This is a genomic window from Pseudomonas sp. WS 5146 (genome assembly GCF_012985495.1).
Lineage (GTDB): Bacteria > Pseudomonadota > Gammaproteobacteria > Pseudomonadales > Pseudomonadaceae > Aquipseudomonas > Aquipseudomonas edaphica.
Window position 1 is genome coordinate 63,566 of the sequence record NZ_JAAQWL010000011.1, and the last position, 18,762, is coordinate 82,327.

Consider the following 18,762-nt stretch of genomic DNA (forward strand, 5'->3'; position numbering starts at 1 on the left):
CGATTAACCGCCGGGCAACCATTCAAAGTGCCCCTGGCCTTCGAAGACGGTCTCGTGGCGCACTGAAAAGGCATCGGGCGGTAAATACGTGTCGATCTGCACTTGTGCTGAAAAGCGTGTGCCGGTCAGCGGCAAACCACCGGCTTTGGCTATCAGCACGTGACCGGGCAGTAAGTGCCCGCTGGTAGCCGTTTCTGTGGGCTGTGACGTACTCAGTTCAACGGCGCGACCATCGACCTGGGCATGCTTGAGGGCCAGGGTGAAGCTGCCCTGTCGGCCGAATCGATAGCCTTGCGTCCCCGCCGGAACACCCGTAAAGCGCAAGGCGACAGCCCCTGGTTCGGCACATACGACACTCAGCTGCAGCGTTCGCCTGCCCAGGATGATGGGCTGGCTTGCGAGCGGCTCGCCCAACAACTCCGCGCGCCGGAGCACGCCGTGGTCGACCCTTGGCTGGCTGAGGGAAAGGCGGCAGTCATTCGCCGAAGCCTCCGGGGCCGCTATCGCGAGCATGAACAACAAGCTAACGCCCAGGCACAGTCGACGCAGGGTGTATTGCACCGATTCATTGGGCACGACAGATCGCCGAAGCCGTTTCATAGAGCTTGTCCTCTGGGGATTGCGACTCAAGGTTCAGATGCAGCAGGCACGCGCGGGCAGAGCCCGGCGGCGAAACGCTGAGGATTTGCCCGTCATCCATGTTGTTCAAAAAGATCAGGCCCTCACCCACCACATTGGTCAGGTAGGTGTTGTCCGGGCCAAACACCGCAGAGCCCTGGGGCAGAGGTGTACCTTGCTCATCGCGCACCTCAAGCAGTACCCGGCGAACATTCACCACTTGGAAATCCACGGTATTGAATGATCCGCGCCCGACGGCGAGGATTTTGGTGCCGTTCTTGAGATCGACCCGCTTGGGCAAGGACTGGGTCTGCACCTCCAGGTGGCTGGTGGTATAGGCCGGCAAGCCGGGAATCACCGCATGCCCACGGTAATCGGTCCACACCGGGCCTTGTGGGGTCGAAACCTTGGCCGCTGACACTTCGCCCACCGAAAGCACACCAAAGGTGTCCTGCACTGCGTAGGGGGAAAAGGTCAGGCCGCGCGCGTGAGCCACCACGGCACCCTGCAGTTGCCCGCTGTAGCTGGTGCTCGTGGGCGTGCGGTTCACGCCCAGGCCCACACGGGTGTAGCGCGGCATCACGTCAACATTCGCGCGAACCGCTTGCTGGCGCTCCTGCAGATCCCGCTCAACCCCCACTTCGTAGTTCACATACTCATTGACCCGCTCGGACAATGCCGTGCCCATATCGGCACGGCCATTGCGGCGACTGGCGTAGGACGTCAGGCGGCGATCTTCTCCAAAGGGCACCGTGACCTGCAGGCGCAAGGACAGCCCCTCCGGCGTGACCTCATCACGTGTTTCTCGCTCACGGCTTGCGGTCTTGCGCCGCCGCGAAGCGCCCACCTGCGAGTCGGCGATCAACGCTACATCCACCTGCCTGAACCCCTTGTTCCACGAGGCAAATACATGTTCGGCAAGCTGCCCATCAAACTGCGTACTGCGTGAGTAGCTGACTGAAAAAGCCCCCAAGGTCGGTTCTGCCCAGTTGAACCCTACCGTGTACTGATTCTGGAAACGGGTCTGCAGATCATTTTTTTTCAAACCCGGGCCTGCCTCGAGGACATCGCGATAACCTGGGCTTTGGGTCGTCGCACTCAGGCTCATCTCAACACCCGCCACCAACGGGCTGCCCAGGGATACGGCGCTGCGGCTGCCGCTCACACCCGCCTCACCATCGCGCGAGATGTTTTGCCGAGCACTGACGGTAACCCGCTGGAAAAACACACTGCTCATAGTGCCGCCAGCCGACTGGTACTCATCTGTACTCAATAAACCGAACCCCAGGGATGACTGCCGGCCAAGCCCCCAGGTGCCGCTGCCCATGACAACAGTCGGCGCCTCGCGGCCCTCGCTCAGCTGTTCACGTACCTTGCCAAGGGCGAAGTCAAAGCCTGGGGTTACGGCAATAGCCGCACCAAAGGAAGCCGCCGGCACCACGAAACTGCGTGTGCCGCCCCGCGTGCCGATAACGCTGACCTCCAGGTCACTGGTGCCATTGAGCAAAGGCAAGCCTGTCAGGCTGAACGGCCCCTCGGGCACTAACGTGGTATGGATCAGCGCACCGGACTGGCGCACCTCGACACGCGCCTGGCTGTGAGCCAAACCCTCCACCACCACACCATGATTGGCGCCGGCGCGGGAGACACCATCAGGAAACAGCTGTAACCCCGATAGCTGAATCCCACCGAACACCGGGCTTCGGGTAGAGATCTGGCCCGCCTGGAAAGTTGACTGCAACGCCGCGATATCACGCTGGGCGTAGGCCTGCACATGCTCGCTGCTGCTTTTGCCGTTATCAGAAATATAGAACTGCCGGCTGCGGACCACCCAGTTACCCAGGTTGAATCCCGCCTCGGTATAAGCCGAAACGAACCGGCTGGGGCCACTGCGCGACTGGGTCTGAAACCCGAGCACATCGTAGTTGAACAACGCTGCCGCACCGCCCTCGGAAAAACCTCCCACTTCCCATTCAGGCTCACGCAAGGACTGGGTAGGCACAACCAGCACCACTTCTTCGCTGCCCGGCTGCAACCTGACGATGGTCGCGGGGAACTCACCCACGAAATCGTGACAGGCCTGATCCGCCGAGATGCCCGATTGCACGATCGCCAAGGGCACTTTAAGGCCAGCTTTCTCCAGCAAACCCTGGGTAAAACACAGCTGCCCCTGATAATCGAAACGGGCCTCGACCAACCCCAGGGAATTCCCGTTGACCCGCAGCCCCACTATCTGCCTGCCCTCACGAAACCGCGCCGCACTGCGAAAGTAGTCGGAGACCTTCGGGTCGATGCCATAGCTGGCCAGGACAGCCAGATCAAAGCCCTCTCCCAACTCGACTGCCAAAGCAAAACCGGGAGCACCCCACAAGGCTGCCAACCCCATGAAAAGCCCCGGGCGGCGAACCGTCAGTCCAGTCATCGAACGCTTAGCGCCCATGACCCAGAACATCTGCCTGGTAGTCATCGACAGCAAACCCAAAGGTCGTGGCCGGCTGCAGCACCACCGAGGACACCTCGGCCACAGGCCCTTGGGTATTGAGCGTCAACACCTCACCCGGCAGGATATAAGTGCGGGGCAGCAAGCCGGTTTGTTTCAGCGGATTAAGCTGCACTTCCAATCCCATGCGCACCACATAGGCACTGTCGTTATGCACGCTCAAGCGATCACCCCGGCGCTTCCACTTGAGCAGTTCCCAAGGTGCCTGGTGCCGGGGCAAACCTGCCGGGTGCAGGATCAGCGGCAAGTTTTGACGCAGGGTGATACCAATGGTCGCACCACCTGGCTCACGCGCCTGGGGAATCCCCTCGAAGGACACGCGCTTGAGGCGTTGAGTCTTGAGCGGCGACTTCAGGGTGCTGATAAAACGGACCAGTTGCGTTTCCCCTGGCTCCACGCGAGCAATGGGCGGGGTGACGATCAACAGGGTTTCAAGATCCTCGGGCACATTTTCTATGACGGAGTGCAGTAACGCAGGGGTTGGATCAGTGTTTTTTATATTGATCGTGGCTTCGCCATTCTCCTCATAAAGAATGACAACCGTTGTTTCAGGCAACATACCGTCGGCATGGGCTACGCCATACAGCAACAAAGCCATACAACACGATATGAAACCAATTATTCTTGAAAGACCGTTCACCGAGTTCTCCCTGGAACATTCACAAACAAATGAGTACGTGTAATTGCACAGCCACATGAAAACAGCCGATAACTAATAAGAGTCCCCCTGACTGACTCTGCCTCGCTATCGACTGTTGCTCAAACGTTTAGATGTAATCCAGAACCAGCGTCGCGTGACCATCCAACGCAATATTGCCGGTAAGGTTCAGATCACTTGCGCGATTGATCACCGCTTTGACGGCAATAACACCGGTTAGCTGAGAGATCGAAGCTGGCGCATTGACAGCGCCGTTACGCCAGGAATGCTGGTTAGGTGTCTGGGAAACCTTACCGTCGCTGGCTTGCCAGGCTGCGTCCTTGCTCGACCGTACAATCGGGTTGAGCGCCACACCGTTGGACGTCAGGTTTCTGAGGGTGACCGAATAGCCGCCGGTGCGCCTGCCACCATACGTACCGAGACCATAGTTTTGGGCTTCGGTGTAGCCAGCGCCCAATATGCCAGTAACTTTACTGGAGGCCCGCAAGTCAGTGACAGACAAGAAAAACCTGGCAGGTGTAGTACCGCAATTGACGACCAGCGAAGTGGAACGCTCCGCAAGTGGGTTGAAATTCGTCTGGGACAATTGATTGGCTCGAATCGTGCCATAGTCGATAACCCCGCCGGCGCTAACGCTCATACTGCAAGCCGCCGGAATAATGGTGCCCTTGACGATCAGGTTGCCGGTCGGGTTGGTAGTTGCATAGGCGCCTACACTGGCAAACAGGCACGCAATCCCCACGGCCAAACCAAATACTTTTTTCATCTTTTACCCGTCATTAGAAGTTAACAGACGTTACTTATTAAAGGCTGAAAAGCTCCGCTTCTAAAACACGACATTCCCTGACATAAAACGCCATAAACAAATAACACCACGGCATCATTGCCGACGGGCAGTCTCGCTTGTAAGTGACCTAAAAAAGAATAGGAGAGCACGTCAACTGCTGTCCGAATACAACAAAAATATGACCACCCTTTTCAACTGCATCAGTAGTCATAACTAAAAAACCGAGCAGAACAAATACAAAACCCTTGTAAGGAAAGTCCCGAGAGTTTTTATAGGCATAAATTTAATACCTCGTACCTAGCCTTAAGTTTATTCGCTAGAGCAAAGGAGAATCGCCCTACATCTCCAACAGGCATTGCCTCCCGCACCGACAGGAAGATTCCTGAAGCACAACGCGTTGGCGCCAGCGGTCGATCGTGGCACGATGGTCGGGTTATCGACCGAGACCCCCAAACCATGCCGCAATCCCAAGCCAAGAATTTGTCCCTGATCGCCGCCATCGACCTGGGCTCCAACAGCTTTCACATGGTCGTGGCCAAGGCCCAGAACGGCGAAATCCGCATCCTTGAGCGGCTCGGCGAGAAAGTTCAACTGGCTGCCGGCATCGACGACCAGCGCCAGCTCAATGAAGAATCCATGCAGCGCGGCCTCGACTGCCTCAAGCGTTTTGCCCAACTGATCAACGGCATGCCATTGGGCGCCGTGCGAATTGTCGGCACCAACGCCCTGCGTGAGGCGCGCAACCGTGTCGAATTCATCCGCCGCGCCGAAGAAATCCTCGGGCACCCGGTAGAAGTTATCTCCGGCCGGGAAGAGGCGCGCCTTATCTACCTGGGCGTGTCCCACACCCTGGCCGACACGCCCGGCAAGCGCCTGGTGGCGGATATCGGCGGCGGCAGTACCGAGTTCATCATCGGGCAAAGATTCGAGCCATTGCTGCGCGAGAGCCTGCAAATGGGCTGCGTGAGCTTTACCCAGCGCTATTTCAAGGACGGCAAGATCACCCCGGCCCGCTATGCCCAGGCCTACACGGCCGCGCGGCTGGAGATCATGAGCATCGAGCATGCGCTGCACCGCTTGACCTGGGATGAAGCCATCGGCTCGTCCGGCACCATCCGCGCCATCGGCCTGGCCCTCAAAGCCGGCGGCCATGGCACCGGTGAGGTCAACGCCGAAGGCCTGGCATGGCTCAAGCGCAAACTGTTCAAGCTGGGCGATGCCGAGAAAATCGACTTCGACGGCATCAAGCCCGACCGTCGTACCATCTTCCCGGCTGGCCTTGCGATTCTCGAAGCGATTTTCGACGCCCTCGAACTGCAACGTATGGACCACTGCGACGGCGCCCTGCGCGAAGGCGTGCTGTATGACCTGCTGGGCCGCCATCACCACGAAGACGTGCGTGAGCGCACCCTCACCTCGTTGATGGAGCGTTATCACGTCGACCTGGAACAAGCGGCCCGGGTGGAACGCAAAGCCCTGCACGCCTTTGACCAGGTAGCCGAGGACTGGGACCTGGAAGACGGCGTCTGGCGCGAACTGCTGGGCTGGGCCGCCAAGGTGCATGAAGTGGGCCTGGACATCGCCCACTACCATTACCACAAGCACGGCGCCTACCTGATCGAGCACTCGGACCTCGCCGGTTTCTCCCGCGAAGACCAACAGATGCTCGCCCTGCTGGTGCGTGGCCATCGCCGCAACATTCCCAAGGACAAATTTGCCGAGTTCGGCGACGAAGGCATCAAGCTGATCCGCCTGTGCGTGCTGCTGCGCTTTGCGATCCTGTTCCACCACATCCGTGGCACCCAGGAAATGCCCCAAGTCACCCTGCGCGCGCACGGTGACAGCCTCGACGTGGTGTTCCCCAAAGGCTGGCTGGATGAAAACCAGCTGACCCAGGCGGACTTTGCCCAGGAAGCGGAGTGGTTGACGCGGGTGGGGTTCGCGCTGAACCTGCGCTGATACGATCTATGTAACGCCACAAAACAAATGTGGGAGCGCGCTTGCTGTGGCGAGCAAGCTTGCTTGCGCTGGGGTGCGTAGCGCCCCCAAAAAGCCGGAGACTGCTGCGCAGTCAACGGGAGCAAGCTCCCTCGCCACAGCAAGCCCGCTCCCACATTAGGTCTGTGCAGGCTTTTAGTTCACCGCAAGAATCGGGCTACCCAGCTTCTCCAGCAACGTCGCCTGCGCACTGCGCGGGTTCTGGTTGCCGGTCGGGGTGTTGCGCACGTAGCGCCCGTCCGATTGCAGGCTCCAGCTGTGGGTGTTGTCGGTGAGGTAGCTTTCCAGCTCTTTCTTGACCCGCATGATCAGCTTCTTGCCTTCGACCGGGAAGCAGGTCTCCACACGCTTGTCGAGGTTGCGCTCCATCCAGTCGGCACTGGAGAGGAACATCTGTTCCTCGCCGCCATTGAGGAAGTAGAACACCCGCGTGTGCTCCAGGAAGCGGCCGATGATCGAGCGCACATGGATGTTATGTGACACACCCACAATGCCAGGGCGCAGGCAGCACATGCCACGCACCACCAGGTCGATGCGCACCCCGGACTGGCTGGCCTTGTACAGCGCGCGGATGATCTTCGGATCGGTCAGCGAGTTGAACTTGGCGATGATGTGCGCCGGCTTGCCGTCGAGGGCGAACTGGGTTTCGCGGGCAATCATGTCGAGCATGCCCTTCTTGAGCGTAAACGGCGCGTGCAACAGCTTCTTCATGCGCAAGGTCTTGCCCATGCCGATCAACTGGCTGAACAACTTGCCGACGTCTTCACACAAGGCGTCGTCAGAAGTGAGCAAGCTGTAGTCGGTGTAGAGCTTGGCGTTGCCGGCGTGATAGTTACCGGTGCCCAAGTGGGCATAACGCACGATCTCACCAGCTTCGCGACGCAGGATCAGCATCATCTTGGCGTGGGTCTTGAAGCCGACCACGCCGTAGATCACCACCGCACCGGCCGCTTGCAGGCGGCTGGCCAGTTGCAGGTTGGACTCTTCGTCAAACCGCGCACGCAGCTCGATCACCGCCGTGACTTCCTTGCCGTTACGCGCAGCGTCTACCAGCGCATCGACGATTTCCGAGTTGGCGCCAGAGCGGTACAGGGTCTGGCGCACAGCCAACACATGCGGGTCCTTGGCGGCCTGGCGCAGCAGGTCGACCACTGGCGTGAACGACTCGAACGGGTGCAACAGCAGAATGTCCTGCTTGCTCACCACGCTGAAAATGTTCTCGCTGTTTTGCAGCAGTTTCGGGATCTGTGGCGTGAATGGCGTGTATTGCAGCTCCGGGTGGCTGTCCAGGCCGGTGATGCTGAACAGACGCGTCAGGTTCACCGGGCCATTGACCTGGTACAGCTCGGACTCGGCCAGGTTGAACTGCTTGAGCAGGTAGTCCGACAGGTGTTTGGGGCAGGTGTCAGCCACTTCCAGGCGCACCGCGTCGCCATAGCGCCGCGAGAACAGCTCGCCGCGCAGGGCGCGGGCCAAGTCTTCGACGTCTTCGGAGTCCAGCGCCAGGTCGGCGTTACGGGTCAGGCGGAACTGATAGCAGCCCTTGACCTTCATACCCTGGAACAGGTCATCGGCATGCGCGTGGATCATCGACGAGAGGAATACATAGTTATCGCCAGCGCCCCCTACTTCTTCCGGTACCTTGATGATCCGTGGCAACAGACGCGGCGCCGGGATGATCGCCAGGCCAGAATCGCGACCGAAGGCATCGATGCCTTCCAGCTCGACAATAAAGTTGAGGCTCTTGTTCACCAGCAACGGGAACGGGTGCGTCGGGTCGAGGCCGATCGGGGTGATGATCGGTGAAATCTCGTCACGGAAGTAGCGACGCACCCAGGTCTTGATCTTGGTGGTCCAGTGACGACGACGGATGAAGCGGACCTGATGTTTTTCCAGTTCCGGCAGCAGGATGTCGTTGAGGATCGCGTATTGGCGGTCCACATGGCCGTGCACCAGCTCGCTGATGCGCGCCAGGGCCTGATGCGGCTGCAGGCCGTCGGCACCGGCTTGTTCGCGGGCAAAGGTGATTTGCTTTTTGAGGCCGGCAACGCGGATCTCGAAGAACTCGTCCAGGTTGCTGGAGAAGATCAGCAGGAATTTAAGCCGCTCCAGCAGTGGGTAGGACTCATCCAGCGCCTGCTCCAGCACGCGGATGTTGAATTGCAGTTGTGACAGCTCACGATGGATGTACAGGCTGCTGTCATCCAGGTTGGTCACCGCTGCCACCGGGGCCGGCGCGGGCGCTTCAGCCACCACAGCAGGCGCAGCCGGCTCCAGCTCCGGTGGGGTTTCGGCGATTTGTTCAACCACCGGGTGAGCGTCTTTTACAGCAACTTCGGAGAGTCCTTCGGTATTCATCGAGTGTTCCTGTGAGGGCTATTGTTGCTCTCTAAGCAATTGGGCAGCGCGGGCGGCGAAGTAGGTCAGAATGCCATCAGCACCCGCACGTTTAAAGGCAGTCAGGGATTCGAGGATCACCCCTTCACTCAACCAACCATTCTGGATCGCGGCCATGTGCATGGCGTATTCACCGCTGACCTGATAGACAAAGGTCGGCACCTTGAATTCCTCTTTGACCCGATAAAGGATGTCCAGGTAAGGCATCCCGGGCTTGACCATCACCATGTCGGCGCCTTCGGCCAGGTCGGCCGCCACTTCGTGCAGCGCTTCATGGCTGTTGGCCGGGTCCATCTGGTACGAGGCCTTGTTGGCCTTGCCCAGGTTCAACGCCGAACCCACCGCATCGCGGAACGGGCCGTAATAGGCGCTGGCGTACTTGGCCGAGTAGGCCATGATGCGCACATTGACGTGGCCGGCCAGTTCCAGGGCTTCGCGGATCGCCTGGATGCGGCCGTCCATCATGTCCGACGGTGCCACCACCTGGGCGCCGGCTGCGGCATGGGACAAGGCCTGCTTGACCAACGCATCGACGGTGATGTCGTTCTGAACATAGCCGTCTTCGTCGAGAATGCCATCCTGGCCGTGGGTGGTGAACGGGTCCAGCGCCACGTCGGTGATCACCCCCAGTTCCGGGAACCGCTCACGCAAGGCCCGGGTGGCGCGCTGGGCGATGCCATCCGGGTTCCAGGCTTCGGCGGCGTCGAGGGACTTGAGCTCGGCCGGTGTCACCGGGAACAGCGCCAATGCCGGAATCCCCAGTTCAACCCAACCGGCTGCCTCTTCAAGCAGCAAATCAATGGTCAAGCGCTCCACGCCCGGCATCGACGCCACAGCCTCCCGACGATTTTCGCCGTCCAGCACAAACACCGGCAGGATCAGATCATTCGGCGTCAGTACATTTTCACGTACAAGGCGGCGAGAAAAATCATCACGGCGATTGCGTCGCAGACGGGTGGCGGGGAACAGGCGATTGGCAGGGGTAAAGCTCACGACAGACTCCTGAGCCCGCGTTTACGGGCGAGCGTTGCAGTTATAAGCGGCCATTATGACGAAGGAATGACAGTTGTGCTTATCGATGCGACCTGTAGTCGCATTCGTCGTTTATGTAGGAATTGTTCACTTCGTGACACATCTCGATACTTTCATGAATGTTCACGAAGGCGTAGGCTGCGCGTTCATTTCGCCAGCACCCCAGACCATGCTTCAACAATTTCTGCATGACTTCGGCTACTTTGCGCTCTTCCTGGGCACCTTCTTTGAAGGCGAAACCATTTTGGTTCTCGCAGGCTTCCTGGCGTTCCGTGGCTACATGGATATCAACCTGGTGGTGGTCGTTGCCTTTTTTGGCAGCTATGCCGGCGACCAGCTGTGGTATTTCCTGGGGCGCAAACACGGGCGCAAGCTGCTGGCGCGCAAGCCGCGTTGGCAATTGATGGGTGACAAGGCCCTGGAACATATCCGCAAGCACCCGGATATCTGGGTGCTGAGCTTCCGCTTCGTTTATGGGTTGCGCACCGTGATGCCGGTGGCGATTGGCCTGTCGGGCTACCCGCCGGCCCGCTACTTGATCCTCAACGGCATCGGCGCCGCCATCTGGGCCGCGGCATTGGGCGCGGCGGCCTACCACTTCGGCGCGGTGCTGGAAGGCATGCTCGGCAGCGTCAAGAAATACGAGCTGTGGGTGCTGGGCGCGTTGCTATTGCTGGGCTTTGGCCTGTGGCTGCGCCGGCGCTTCAAGAACGCGCGTATCGCCCGCGAAGCCTGTGCTGAGGCCAAGGCCCGGCTGGCTGCCGAGCAGGCGCCGGAACAACCGCCTAAGACGCCAGTCGAGTAAGCCGGCTTCTGCAACAGTAGAGGCCGATCGCACTGAGCAAGCTGTAACTCACCAGGCCCAGCCAGCCCAGGCTGCTGGCCGGCCACAAGCCGACCAGCGGCGCCAGCCACACCAACGGCACATTCAGTCCCAGGCGCACCAGCTCGGCTTTCAGCGCCCACGGCCGATTCTCCAGGGCCACGCCCAAGGTGAACAGCCCCAGCGCCATCGCACTCCAGCCCAGCACCAGCGCCGCCGTGGGCAGCCCCTCGCCGAAATTCATCAGGTAACTGCCAAACCCTACATACGCTGCAAATTGCAGGGCGATATAAACCTGCTGGCGCGCGTCCAGCGGCACCTCGAATTTGCGGAACTGGCTCAAATCGGGCTTGGCCATCGGGTACTTGGCTTTCACGTCCGCCGGGCGCCAGCCGGTGCGCATGAACCAGATACGCAGCTTGTCCCACCAGCTCTCAGTGCGCCGCGCATCACTCCACAACTGTGCATAAAACTGCAGGTTGGCCCATAGCGGGTTCCAACTGGCCAACGGCGTGGTCACGCCGAAGATCACCGGCTCGTTATCGTCTTCTTCCTGGAAGCTGCCGAACAGGCGGTCCCAAATAATGAACACCCCGCCGTAGTTGCGATCCATGTAGAGAGCGTTTTGCGCATGGTGGGCACGATGATTGGACGGCGTGACGAAAAACCACTCGAACCAGCCGAGCTTGGGCACGTGACGGGTGTGTACCCAGAATTGATACAGGAGATTGAGCGAGGCCACGCTGATAAACACCACCAGCGGCACGCCCACGACGGCCAGGGGCAAGTAGAAGATCCAGCTCAGCAGGAAGCCGGTACTGGTCTGGCGCAACGCGGTGGTGAGGTTGTAGTCCTCGCTCTGGTGATGCACCGAGTGCGCAGCCCAGAGGATGTTGCGCTCATGGCCGCAGCGGTGCAGCCAGTAGTAACAGAAGTCGTAAAACACAAAGGCGAACACCCAGGTCCACACGCTTTGGGCAGGCAGCTCAATCAGCGCCAGGTGCTTGAGGGCAAACGCGTAGGTCAGCAGGCCCACACCTTTGGTCAACAACCCGGTGGTGGTGGACAGCACACCAGTGCTGAGGCTGTTGATAGCGTCCGCCACCCGATAATTGCGTTCACCGCGCCAGCGATCGGCCAGCAGCTCGACCACGATCAAGGCAATAAAAAACGGTACCGCGTAAGGCACGAAGTCCATGGGCTAGTCCGATGTATTTTTGTTACATCAAGATTAGGTGTAGCCGCAGGAGATCCCATTGGCAACAGGTGACAAATTAGTAGACATTTAACGCCACAAAAACAGGAGAGATGCCCATGAGCAAAAAGATTGCAGTGATCCTTTCCGGCTGCGGCGTGTACGACGGCGCAGAGATTCATGAAAGTGTGATCACGCTGCTGCGCCTGGACCAGCGCGGCGCTCAGGTCCAATGTTTTGCGCCAGACATTGCGCAGCTGCACGTGATCAACCACCTTACCGGTGAAGAGATGCCCGAGTCGCGCAATGTGCTGGTGGAGTCGGCGCGCATCGCTCGAGGTGAGGTGAAAGACATTCGTGAAGCCAACGCCGACGAGTTCGACGCACTGATCGTGCCTGGCGGGTTTGGCGCAGCGAAGAATCTCTCGAACTTTGCCGTGGAGGGCGCCGGTTGCAGCGTCAACCCGCAAGTGCTGGAGCTGGCCGAAGCCTTTGCCGAAGCCGGCAAGCCTGTGGGACTGATCTGCATCTCGCCAGCCCTGGCCGCAAAAATCTACGGCCCCGGCGTGACCTGCACCATCGGCAACTGCCCCGACACGGCGGCGGCCCTGGACAAGATGGGCGCCACTCATCAGGAGTGCGCTGTCGAGGATATCGTCGAGGACAAGGCCCGCAAGCTGGTGACCACGCCGGCCTACATGCTCGGCAAGCGCATCAGCGAGGTGGCGTCAGGCATCAACAAGTTGGTGGATCGCGTGCTGGAACTGACCCACGAGAATGATTAACCCGCGATAAATGGGGTGGCGAGCAGGCTTGCCCTGCGCTGGGTGGCGAAGCCGCCCCAATTCAGGCCGCGCGGTGTGTCAGGCTGTGCGAGGTTGTGGGGTCTGGGGCTGCTGCGCAGCCCAACGCAGGGCAAGCCTGCTCGCCACAACAAGCCCAACTGCTACAACAAACCCACTCACTGCAAGGTCAGGCCTGGCGCATTAATCGGGTGAGGATACGGTCCAGCGCATTGGCAAACGCCTGCTTGTCCTTTTCCCCATGGGGCGGTGGGCCGCCGCCCATCTGGCCCTGCTCACGCAGGTCGGTGAACAAGTTGCGCACCGCCAGCCGTTCACTCATATTCGCCGGGCTGAACTCCTTGCCGCGGGGGTCGAGGGCTGTGACGCCCTTCTTCACCAGGCGGTCGGCCAACGGCACGTCGCTGCAGATCACCAACTCACCGGGCACGGCGTGCTCCACCAGATAGTCATCCGCCGCGTCCGGGCCGCTGGGCACCACGATCAGCTTCACACAGGCAAAGCTCGGCTTGATCTGGCTCTGACCCGCCACCAGCACCACTTCGAACTGGCGCTTGAGCGCGAACTTCACCACTTGGTCCTTGGCTGCTCGCGGGCAGGCGTCTGCATCGATCCACACCCGCATGCTTATGCCACCACTCGACGCTTCTCGGCCAGGCGACTGCGGCCGTACAGCACCACAATCGCCAGGATCGCCACAGCCTGCGCACTCAACGAGTACGCATCGGCGTGAATGCCCAGCCAGTCGAAATCAAAGAACGCCACCGGCCGTGTGCCGAAGATGCCCGCTTCCTGCAAGGCCTTGACGCCGTGCCCGGCGAACACCACCGACAGCGCGCACAGCAGCGCCGCGTTGATACCGAAGAACAACGCCAGCGGCAGTTTCGCCGAGCCGCGCAGGATCACCCACGCCAACCCTACCAGTAGCACCAGCGCCGTGGCGCCGCCCGCCAGTACCGCGTTGTGTCCGGCAGGACCCGCCTGCAGCCACAGGGTTTCGTAGAACAGGATCACCTCGAACAGCTCGCGGTATACCGAGAAAAACGCCAGCATCGCGAAACCGAAACGGCCACCGCCACCGACCAGGCTGCTCTTGATGTAATCCTGCCAGGCCGCCGCGTGGCGTCGGTCATGCATCCACACGCCCAGCCACAGCACCATCACACTGGCGAACAACGCCGTGCAGCCTTCGAGCAATTCGCGCTGGGCGCCGCTCACGTCGATCACATATGCCGCCAGTGCCCAGGTCGCCAAGCCAGCCAGCAGCGCCAAACCCCAGCCGACGTTGACACTGCGCACCGCCGATTGCTGGCCGGTGTTACGCAGGAACGCCAGGATCGCCGCCAGTACCAGGATCGCCTCAAGGCCTTCGCGCAGCAGAATCAGCAAACCAGAGATGTAGCTCAGCGACCAGCTCAGGCCATCACTGCCCAACAATCCGGCGGATTCGGTGAGTTTGCCTTTGGCCACGTCCAGGCGCTGTTGCACCTGCTCGACCGGCAGGCCGTCCTGCAACGACTGCCGGTAGGCCATCAAGGCTTTCTCGGTGTCTTTACGCACGTTGGCGTCGACGTTATCCAGGGAGCTTTCTACCAGCTCAAAGCCTTCCAGGTACGCTGCGACCGAAAGGTCATAGGCCTGTTCGTGATCGCCGTTGCGGAACGCGGCGAGGCTCTTGTCCAACGTGGTCGCGGTGTAGTCGAGCAACTGCGCCGGGCCACGCTTAACCTGTGGCGGCTGCGCACGCTGGGCGCGGAACGTCGCGGCAGCGGCTGGGCCACTGGCTGCCAGCACCTCGTTGGGGGTTTGGCGAGCGAGGTCGGCAAGGTTGAAAGGCTGTTCGCTTTTGGCGGCAGCCGGGTCGGCGGTGAAGCCTGCAATGTAGGTGGCCAGGTCCCAGCGCTGACGGTCATCCAGTTGGTCGGCGAAAGAGGGCATGTCGGTGCCTTCAACACCCAGGCCCAACGTGTTGTAAATCGCGTAGAGACTCAGGCGGTCCAGACGTACCGCATCGCGCAGGTTCGCTGGCGGCGGCGTCATGCCCGTGGACGCCGGGCCATCACCCGCACCGGCAGTACCGTGGCACACCGAGCAGTGCTGGGCGTACAGCGGCGCCCCCCGCGCAGGGTCTGGCGTGATAGCCGGTGCCTGGCTGACTTCATAGGCCACCGCCAACTTGGCGCCCAGCTGACGGGCTTGGCGGGCGACGGTCGCGCCGTCCTGGTGAGCGGATACAGCCGCTAACAATTCGTCGACGCCCTTGACCAACTCGGCGCGCTCCGGCCTTTGCGGCAGCTCGGCCACCAGCCCCTGCAACACCCCGAGAAACTCTACTTGTTCGCGATATTCGGATTCATCGATAACCTTGCCCGCCTCCACCGTCGGAGGGTAGTCAGCGCCAATGTAGTCCAACAAATGCAGGGCTTGTGGGGCGCCCTCGGCAGTCGCGGCCAGCAGGTTGAAGCTGCATGACATCAAGGCTGGCAGCAGCAACCAGGCGAGAAAACGGATGGGGGCAATCATGAATGAATCTCAAAGGGAAATACGAAGTAACACATTGTTGAATTTTAAAGCGTTTGACTCAAGGCGTTCGTGATTTGGCGCCTGTGAGCCCCGTGCAATCAAGAGACAAGCAATGGCATCTCAGCGCCACTTGCAGCGGCAAAAAGCCATTGTTTTGCCAGCAATGACGCCTATAATGCCGCGCCCTGTTATTGCAAAAGGGAATTTATTTCCTCGTTTTTATGAGGAATTTGCACATCAGCCGATCACTCTCAGGGAAGAAGTTTGCATGGCATTTCGCGCCTTAACCCCGCTCACACTGGCGGCGGTTACCTTGCTCTCCGGTTGTTCAATGTTTCGCAGCTACGACACCGAGCTGCAAGCCACCAACCAGCAGTTGGCCACCGGTAACGTCGACGGCGCCCTGACCCTGCTGGAAAAAAACAACACCGGCGAAGACAAGGACCTGCTCTACTTCTTTGAAAAGGGCGAGTTGTTGCGCGCCAAAGGCGACCTCACCGGCAGCCAGACCGCCTGGCGCAGCGCCGACCTGCAAGTGTTCAAGTGGGAAGAATCGGTCAAGTTCGACAGCGAAAAGTACCTCGCCCAGTTCGGCAGCTTCCTGGTCAACGACAAGGTGCGTCGCTACGAAGGTTATGACTACGAAAAAGTCATGCTGACCACCCAGATGGCCCTGAACCTGCTGGCCCTGAACGATTTCGACGGCGCCCGCACCGAGATCAAGAAGACCCACGAGCGCGAAGCCGTAATCGCCGACCTGCGAGACAAGGAATACTTAAAGCGCGAAAACGAAGCCGAGCGCCAGGGCGTCACTACCCAGATCAAAGACCTGCGCGGCTACCCGGTGGAAGCGCTGGGCGCGCCGGAAGTGGTCGGCCTGAAGAACAGTTACCAAAGTGCGTTCAGCCATTACCTGGCAGGCTTTGTCTACGAAGCCCTGGGTGAAAAAGACCTGGCTGCACCGGGCTATCGCAAGGCTGCCGAGTTGCGCCCCAACACACCGCTGCTGGAACAGGCGTTGTTGGACCTGGACAAGTCCAAGGTCGGCGCCGACGAGACCGATGTACTCATCGTGGTGCAGAGTGGCCTGGCACCGGCGCGTGACTCGATCCGCCTGCCGCTTCCGATTCCGATTGACGGCCACTTGGTGATCACCCCGCTGTCGTTCCCGGTGATCAAGGCCGACACTTCCACCCAGGCCTTCGGCCAGATCGGCGTCGACGGAAAACAGCAGAACCTCACCGCGCTCAACAGCACCACCGCCATGTCCCGCCGCGCCCTGCGTGACGACATGCCGGGGATCATCCTGCGCACCACTGTGCGTGCGGTCAGCCGTGGCGTGACACAAAACAACCTGAACAAGACCAACCCCATGGCGGGTCTGGTGCTGGGCATCGCCTCGGCCGTGACCGAAGGCGCCGACACCCGCACCTGGCGCACCCTGCCGGACATGACCCAAGTGACACGCCTGCGCCTCAAGCACGGCGAGCACCAAGTCAGCTTGCCCAACGCACTGGGCGGCACGCGGGTGACGGTCAAGGCCGACCAGCGCTATCAGGTCATCACCCTGCGCGTGGTCGGCAACCAGGTGTTCGCCGGTGGCCTTGCAGCCCATGTGGTGCCGAGCAGTTCCGCCCAGGCTATCGCCCTCAAACAACCTTAAGGAGCACGCTATGCGTCATTTCATTCTCGGCGCCCTGGCGCTGGTCCTGCTCGCCGGCTGCGCCACTGCGCCGCCACCGGAACCCGGCAGCGCCGCCAGCAAAATCGTGGTGATGGGCAAGTTCAAGGGCATCGCCGTCGGCGCCATCCGCGTGGCCCGCGAAAATGGCTTCCTGACCGCCAAGGTGCAGTTGAGCAACATCACCAGCAGCAACCAGATGATGTATTACCGCTTCGCCTGGCTGGGTGCCGATGGTTTCCCGGTGGGTGATGAAGAAACCTGGAAAGTGCTGAACCTGTACGCCAACCAGGCAACGTTCCTGCCTGCGATCGCCAACCTGCCCCAGGCCGCTGACTTCCGTCTCGAAGTGAAAACCCCTTGAGCCGCTGCGCTAACCGTATTCAGAGAGATTTCCCCATGTTTGCACGCTTCTCGATTCTCGCCCTCGTTGCCCTTCTGGCCAGCGGTTGCTCCAACACCTCGCCGGTACTCGGCGGCAAGAACATCAGCTACGGCGACTCCAAGGCCGTGGAACTGGTGACCAACGAGTTCGGCTCCACCGACCTGCAGATGATCGCCGAGAGCATGACCCGCTCCCTGGCCCAGTCCGGCATCCTGCAAGGCCGCCCAGTGGTACAGGTCTATGACGTGAAGAACAAGACCAGCGAGTACATCGATACCCGCGAGATCACCACGTCGATCAAGACCCAGCTGATGAAAACCGGCACCGCGCGTTTCGCCAGCGATAACACCGACATGCAAAGCCAGGTCGACCAGCTCAAGCTGCAAAACCAGAGCGGCCTGTACAAGAAATCCACGGTGAGCAAGACCGGCAACATGGTCGCCGCGAAGTACCGCCTGGAAGGCTCCATCAGCTCCATCGTCAAGCGCAGCTCGGACTACAAGGACGTGTTCTACAAGTTCAGCCTGCAACTGATCGACGTTGAAAGCGGCCTGGCCGAATGGATGGACGAGAAAGAAATCCGCAAGACCACGGAGCGCTAAGCAATGCGTGCATGGATCGGCATGATCAGCCTGCTGTGCGCCTTTGGCGCCTCGGCCGCCCCGAAGATCGCGGTCACCGACCTGGCGTATGAGGCGCGCGTCGAGGAGTATATCCACGCGGTGTCGGCCAGCAACAACTTCCAGGCCAGCGCGTACAACGCCAGCGGTGCCTCGGCCTACAGCGAGTACGAGAGCCGCACCAGCTACATCGAACAGACTGAGTTGCGTAAATTCAGCGGCGATATCAAGGGCGAGATCCTCAAGTCACACCAGTTTCAGCTGGTGCAGGGCACGCCCTACACCGCCGACGCCAAGGGTGACGTCTATGATGTGATCAAACGCATCAAGGCCGGTAACTTCAAGGGCGCGGACTATGTGCTGTTCGGTACGCTGTCAGACATCGACTTCACCCAGGACATCAACGCCCTGGACCACACCAACAGCTACTCAGCAGTGCTGGGCCTGACGTTGGTGGCCGATTTCAGCCTGATCAATACCCGCACCTTCGAGATCACCTCGGCATTTACCGCCATGGGTGAAGGCCAGGACACCAAGCTGGTGAACAACCGTGACGTGCGTGTGAGCCTGAACCGGCCGCGTGTGGTGCGGGAAGTGTCGAAAGCCTTGGGTGAGGATGTGGCGCGCCAACTGGCGGAACAGCTGGGAGGTGGCTACGCAGACCCGGGCAAGCCTGCATTGCGCAATAACCTGCCAAGGGACGAAGCGCCGAAGATTCTGCGCTGAGCACGCGTTTCAAAGC

At 60.4% G+C, this 18,762-nt stretch carries 16 protein-coding genes; 7 read left to right on the forward strand and 9 right to left on the reverse strand.

Annotated features, from left to right (window positions below; translation table 11 throughout):
- Window positions 1–3: 3 nt before the first annotated feature.
- From HBO41_RS24190 to HBO41_RS24205, 4 genes are all read right to left on the reverse strand, one after another.
- Window positions 4–600, reverse strand: coding sequence for a hypothetical protein (locus HBO41_RS24190; protein WP_169988009.1), 597 nt, complete (start codon window positions 598–600; stop codon window positions 4–6).
- Window positions 566–3,004 (reverse strand): fimbria/pilus outer membrane usher protein, encoded by a 2,439-nt coding sequence (locus tag HBO41_RS24195; RefSeq protein WP_262380511.1) that lies wholly within the window; start codon window positions 3,002–3,004, stop codon window positions 566–568. The genes HBO41_RS24190 and HBO41_RS24195 overlap by 35 nt, the downstream gene beginning before the upstream one ends.
- 43 nt (window positions 3,005–3,047) lie before the next feature.
- Window positions 3,048–3,716, reverse strand: a complete 669-nt coding sequence (locus tag HBO41_RS24200; RefSeq protein ID WP_099550287.1) for a fimbria/pilus chaperone family protein — start codon at window positions 3,714–3,716, stop codon at window positions 3,048–3,050.
- A 169-nt stretch (window positions 3,717–3,885) separates the two neighbouring features.
- Complete coding sequence (locus tag HBO41_RS24205) at window positions 3,886–4,542, reverse strand: DUF1120 domain-containing protein (protein ID WP_017135244.1); 657 nt, start codon at window positions 4,540–4,542, stop codon at window positions 3,886–3,888.
- Window positions 4,543–5,019: 477 nt separating this feature from the next.
- On the opposite strand from HBO41_RS24205, the gene ppx reads away from it, so the two are divergent.
- The gene (ppx, locus tag HBO41_RS24210; protein ID WP_017135243.1) at window positions 5,020–6,522 is read left to right on the forward strand and encodes an exopolyphosphatase; all 1,503 of its coding nucleotides are present in this window, start codon (window positions 5,020–5,022) and stop codon (window positions 6,520–6,522) included.
- 174 nt (window positions 6,523–6,696) lie between these two features.
- Here ppx and ppk1 read toward each other — a convergent pair whose 3' ends face one another.
- Window positions 6,697–8,919 carry a polyphosphate kinase 1 gene (ppk1, locus tag HBO41_RS24215; RefSeq protein WP_017135242.1) on the reverse strand — a complete coding sequence of 741 codons (2,223 nt, stop codon included), beginning with the start codon at window positions 8,917–8,919 and terminating at the stop codon, window positions 6,697–6,699.
- 18 nt (window positions 8,920–8,937) lie between these two features.
- On the reverse strand, window positions 8,938–9,951 hold the full coding sequence (gene hemB / locus HBO41_RS24220; protein ID WP_138450130.1) for a porphobilinogen synthase: 1,014 nt from the start codon (window positions 9,949–9,951) through the stop codon (window positions 8,938–8,940).
- 208 nt (window positions 9,952–10,159) lie between these two features.
- Here hemB and HBO41_RS24225 point away from each other — a divergent pair, with 208 nt between their 5' ends.
- Window positions 10,160–10,795: a DedA family protein gene (locus tag HBO41_RS24225; RefSeq protein ID WP_026013544.1), complete on the forward strand. Its 636-nt coding sequence runs from the start codon at window positions 10,160–10,162 to the stop codon at window positions 10,793–10,795.
- Here HBO41_RS24225 and HBO41_RS24230 read toward each other — a convergent pair.
- Complete coding sequence (locus HBO41_RS24230; protein WP_017135240.1) at window positions 10,776–12,011, reverse strand: sterol desaturase family protein; 1,236 nt, start codon at window positions 12,009–12,011, stop codon at window positions 10,776–10,778. The genes HBO41_RS24225 and HBO41_RS24230 overlap by 20 nt on opposite strands.
- Window positions 12,012–12,127: 116 nt before the next feature.
- Here HBO41_RS24230 and elbB point away from each other — a divergent pair, with 116 nt between their 5' ends.
- A complete protein-coding gene (elbB, locus tag HBO41_RS24235) occupies window positions 12,128–12,793 on the forward strand; it encodes an isoprenoid biosynthesis glyoxalase ElbB (protein ID WP_017135239.1) in 666 nt (221 codons plus the stop codon).
- A gap of 187 nt (window positions 12,794–12,980) precedes the next feature.
- On the opposite strand, the gene HBO41_RS24240 is transcribed toward elbB, so the two are convergent.
- On the reverse strand, window positions 12,981–13,436 hold the full coding sequence (locus tag HBO41_RS24240; RefSeq protein WP_017135238.1) for a YaiI/YqxD family protein: 456 nt from the start codon (window positions 13,434–13,436) through the stop codon (window positions 12,981–12,983).
- A 2-nt stretch (window positions 13,437–13,438) separates the two neighbouring features.
- Entirely contained in the window at window positions 13,439–15,334 is a 1,896-nt protein-coding gene (locus tag HBO41_RS24245; RefSeq protein ID WP_017135237.1) for an FTR1 family protein, read from the reverse strand.
- A 268-nt stretch (window positions 15,335–15,602) separates the two neighbouring features.
- On the opposite strand from HBO41_RS24245, the gene HBO41_RS24250 reads away from it, so the two are divergent.
- From HBO41_RS24250 to HBO41_RS24265, 4 genes are read left to right on the forward strand one after another with little or no spacing between them, the layout of a single operon-like run.
- Window positions 15,603–16,997 carry a COG3014 family protein gene (locus HBO41_RS24250; RefSeq protein ID WP_169988011.1) on the forward strand — a complete coding sequence of 465 codons (1,395 nt, stop codon included), beginning with the start codon at window positions 15,603–15,605 and terminating at the stop codon, window positions 16,995–16,997.
- Between the two features lie 10 nt (window positions 16,998–17,007).
- Window positions 17,008–17,379, forward strand: a complete 372-nt coding sequence (locus tag HBO41_RS24255; RefSeq protein WP_017135235.1) for a YcfL family protein — start codon at window positions 17,008–17,010, stop codon at window positions 17,377–17,379.
- A gap of 35 nt (window positions 17,380–17,414) precedes the next feature.
- Entirely contained in the window at window positions 17,415–18,002 is a 588-nt protein-coding gene (lpoB, locus tag HBO41_RS24260) for a penicillin-binding protein activator LpoB (RefSeq protein WP_017135234.1), read from the forward strand.
- A 3-nt stretch (window positions 18,003–18,005) separates the two neighbouring features.
- Window positions 18,006–18,746 (forward strand): penicillin-binding protein activator LpoB, encoded by a 741-nt coding sequence (locus tag HBO41_RS24265; protein WP_099550282.1) that lies wholly within the window; start codon window positions 18,006–18,008, stop codon window positions 18,744–18,746.
- Window positions 18,747–18,762 lie beyond the last annotated feature (16 nt).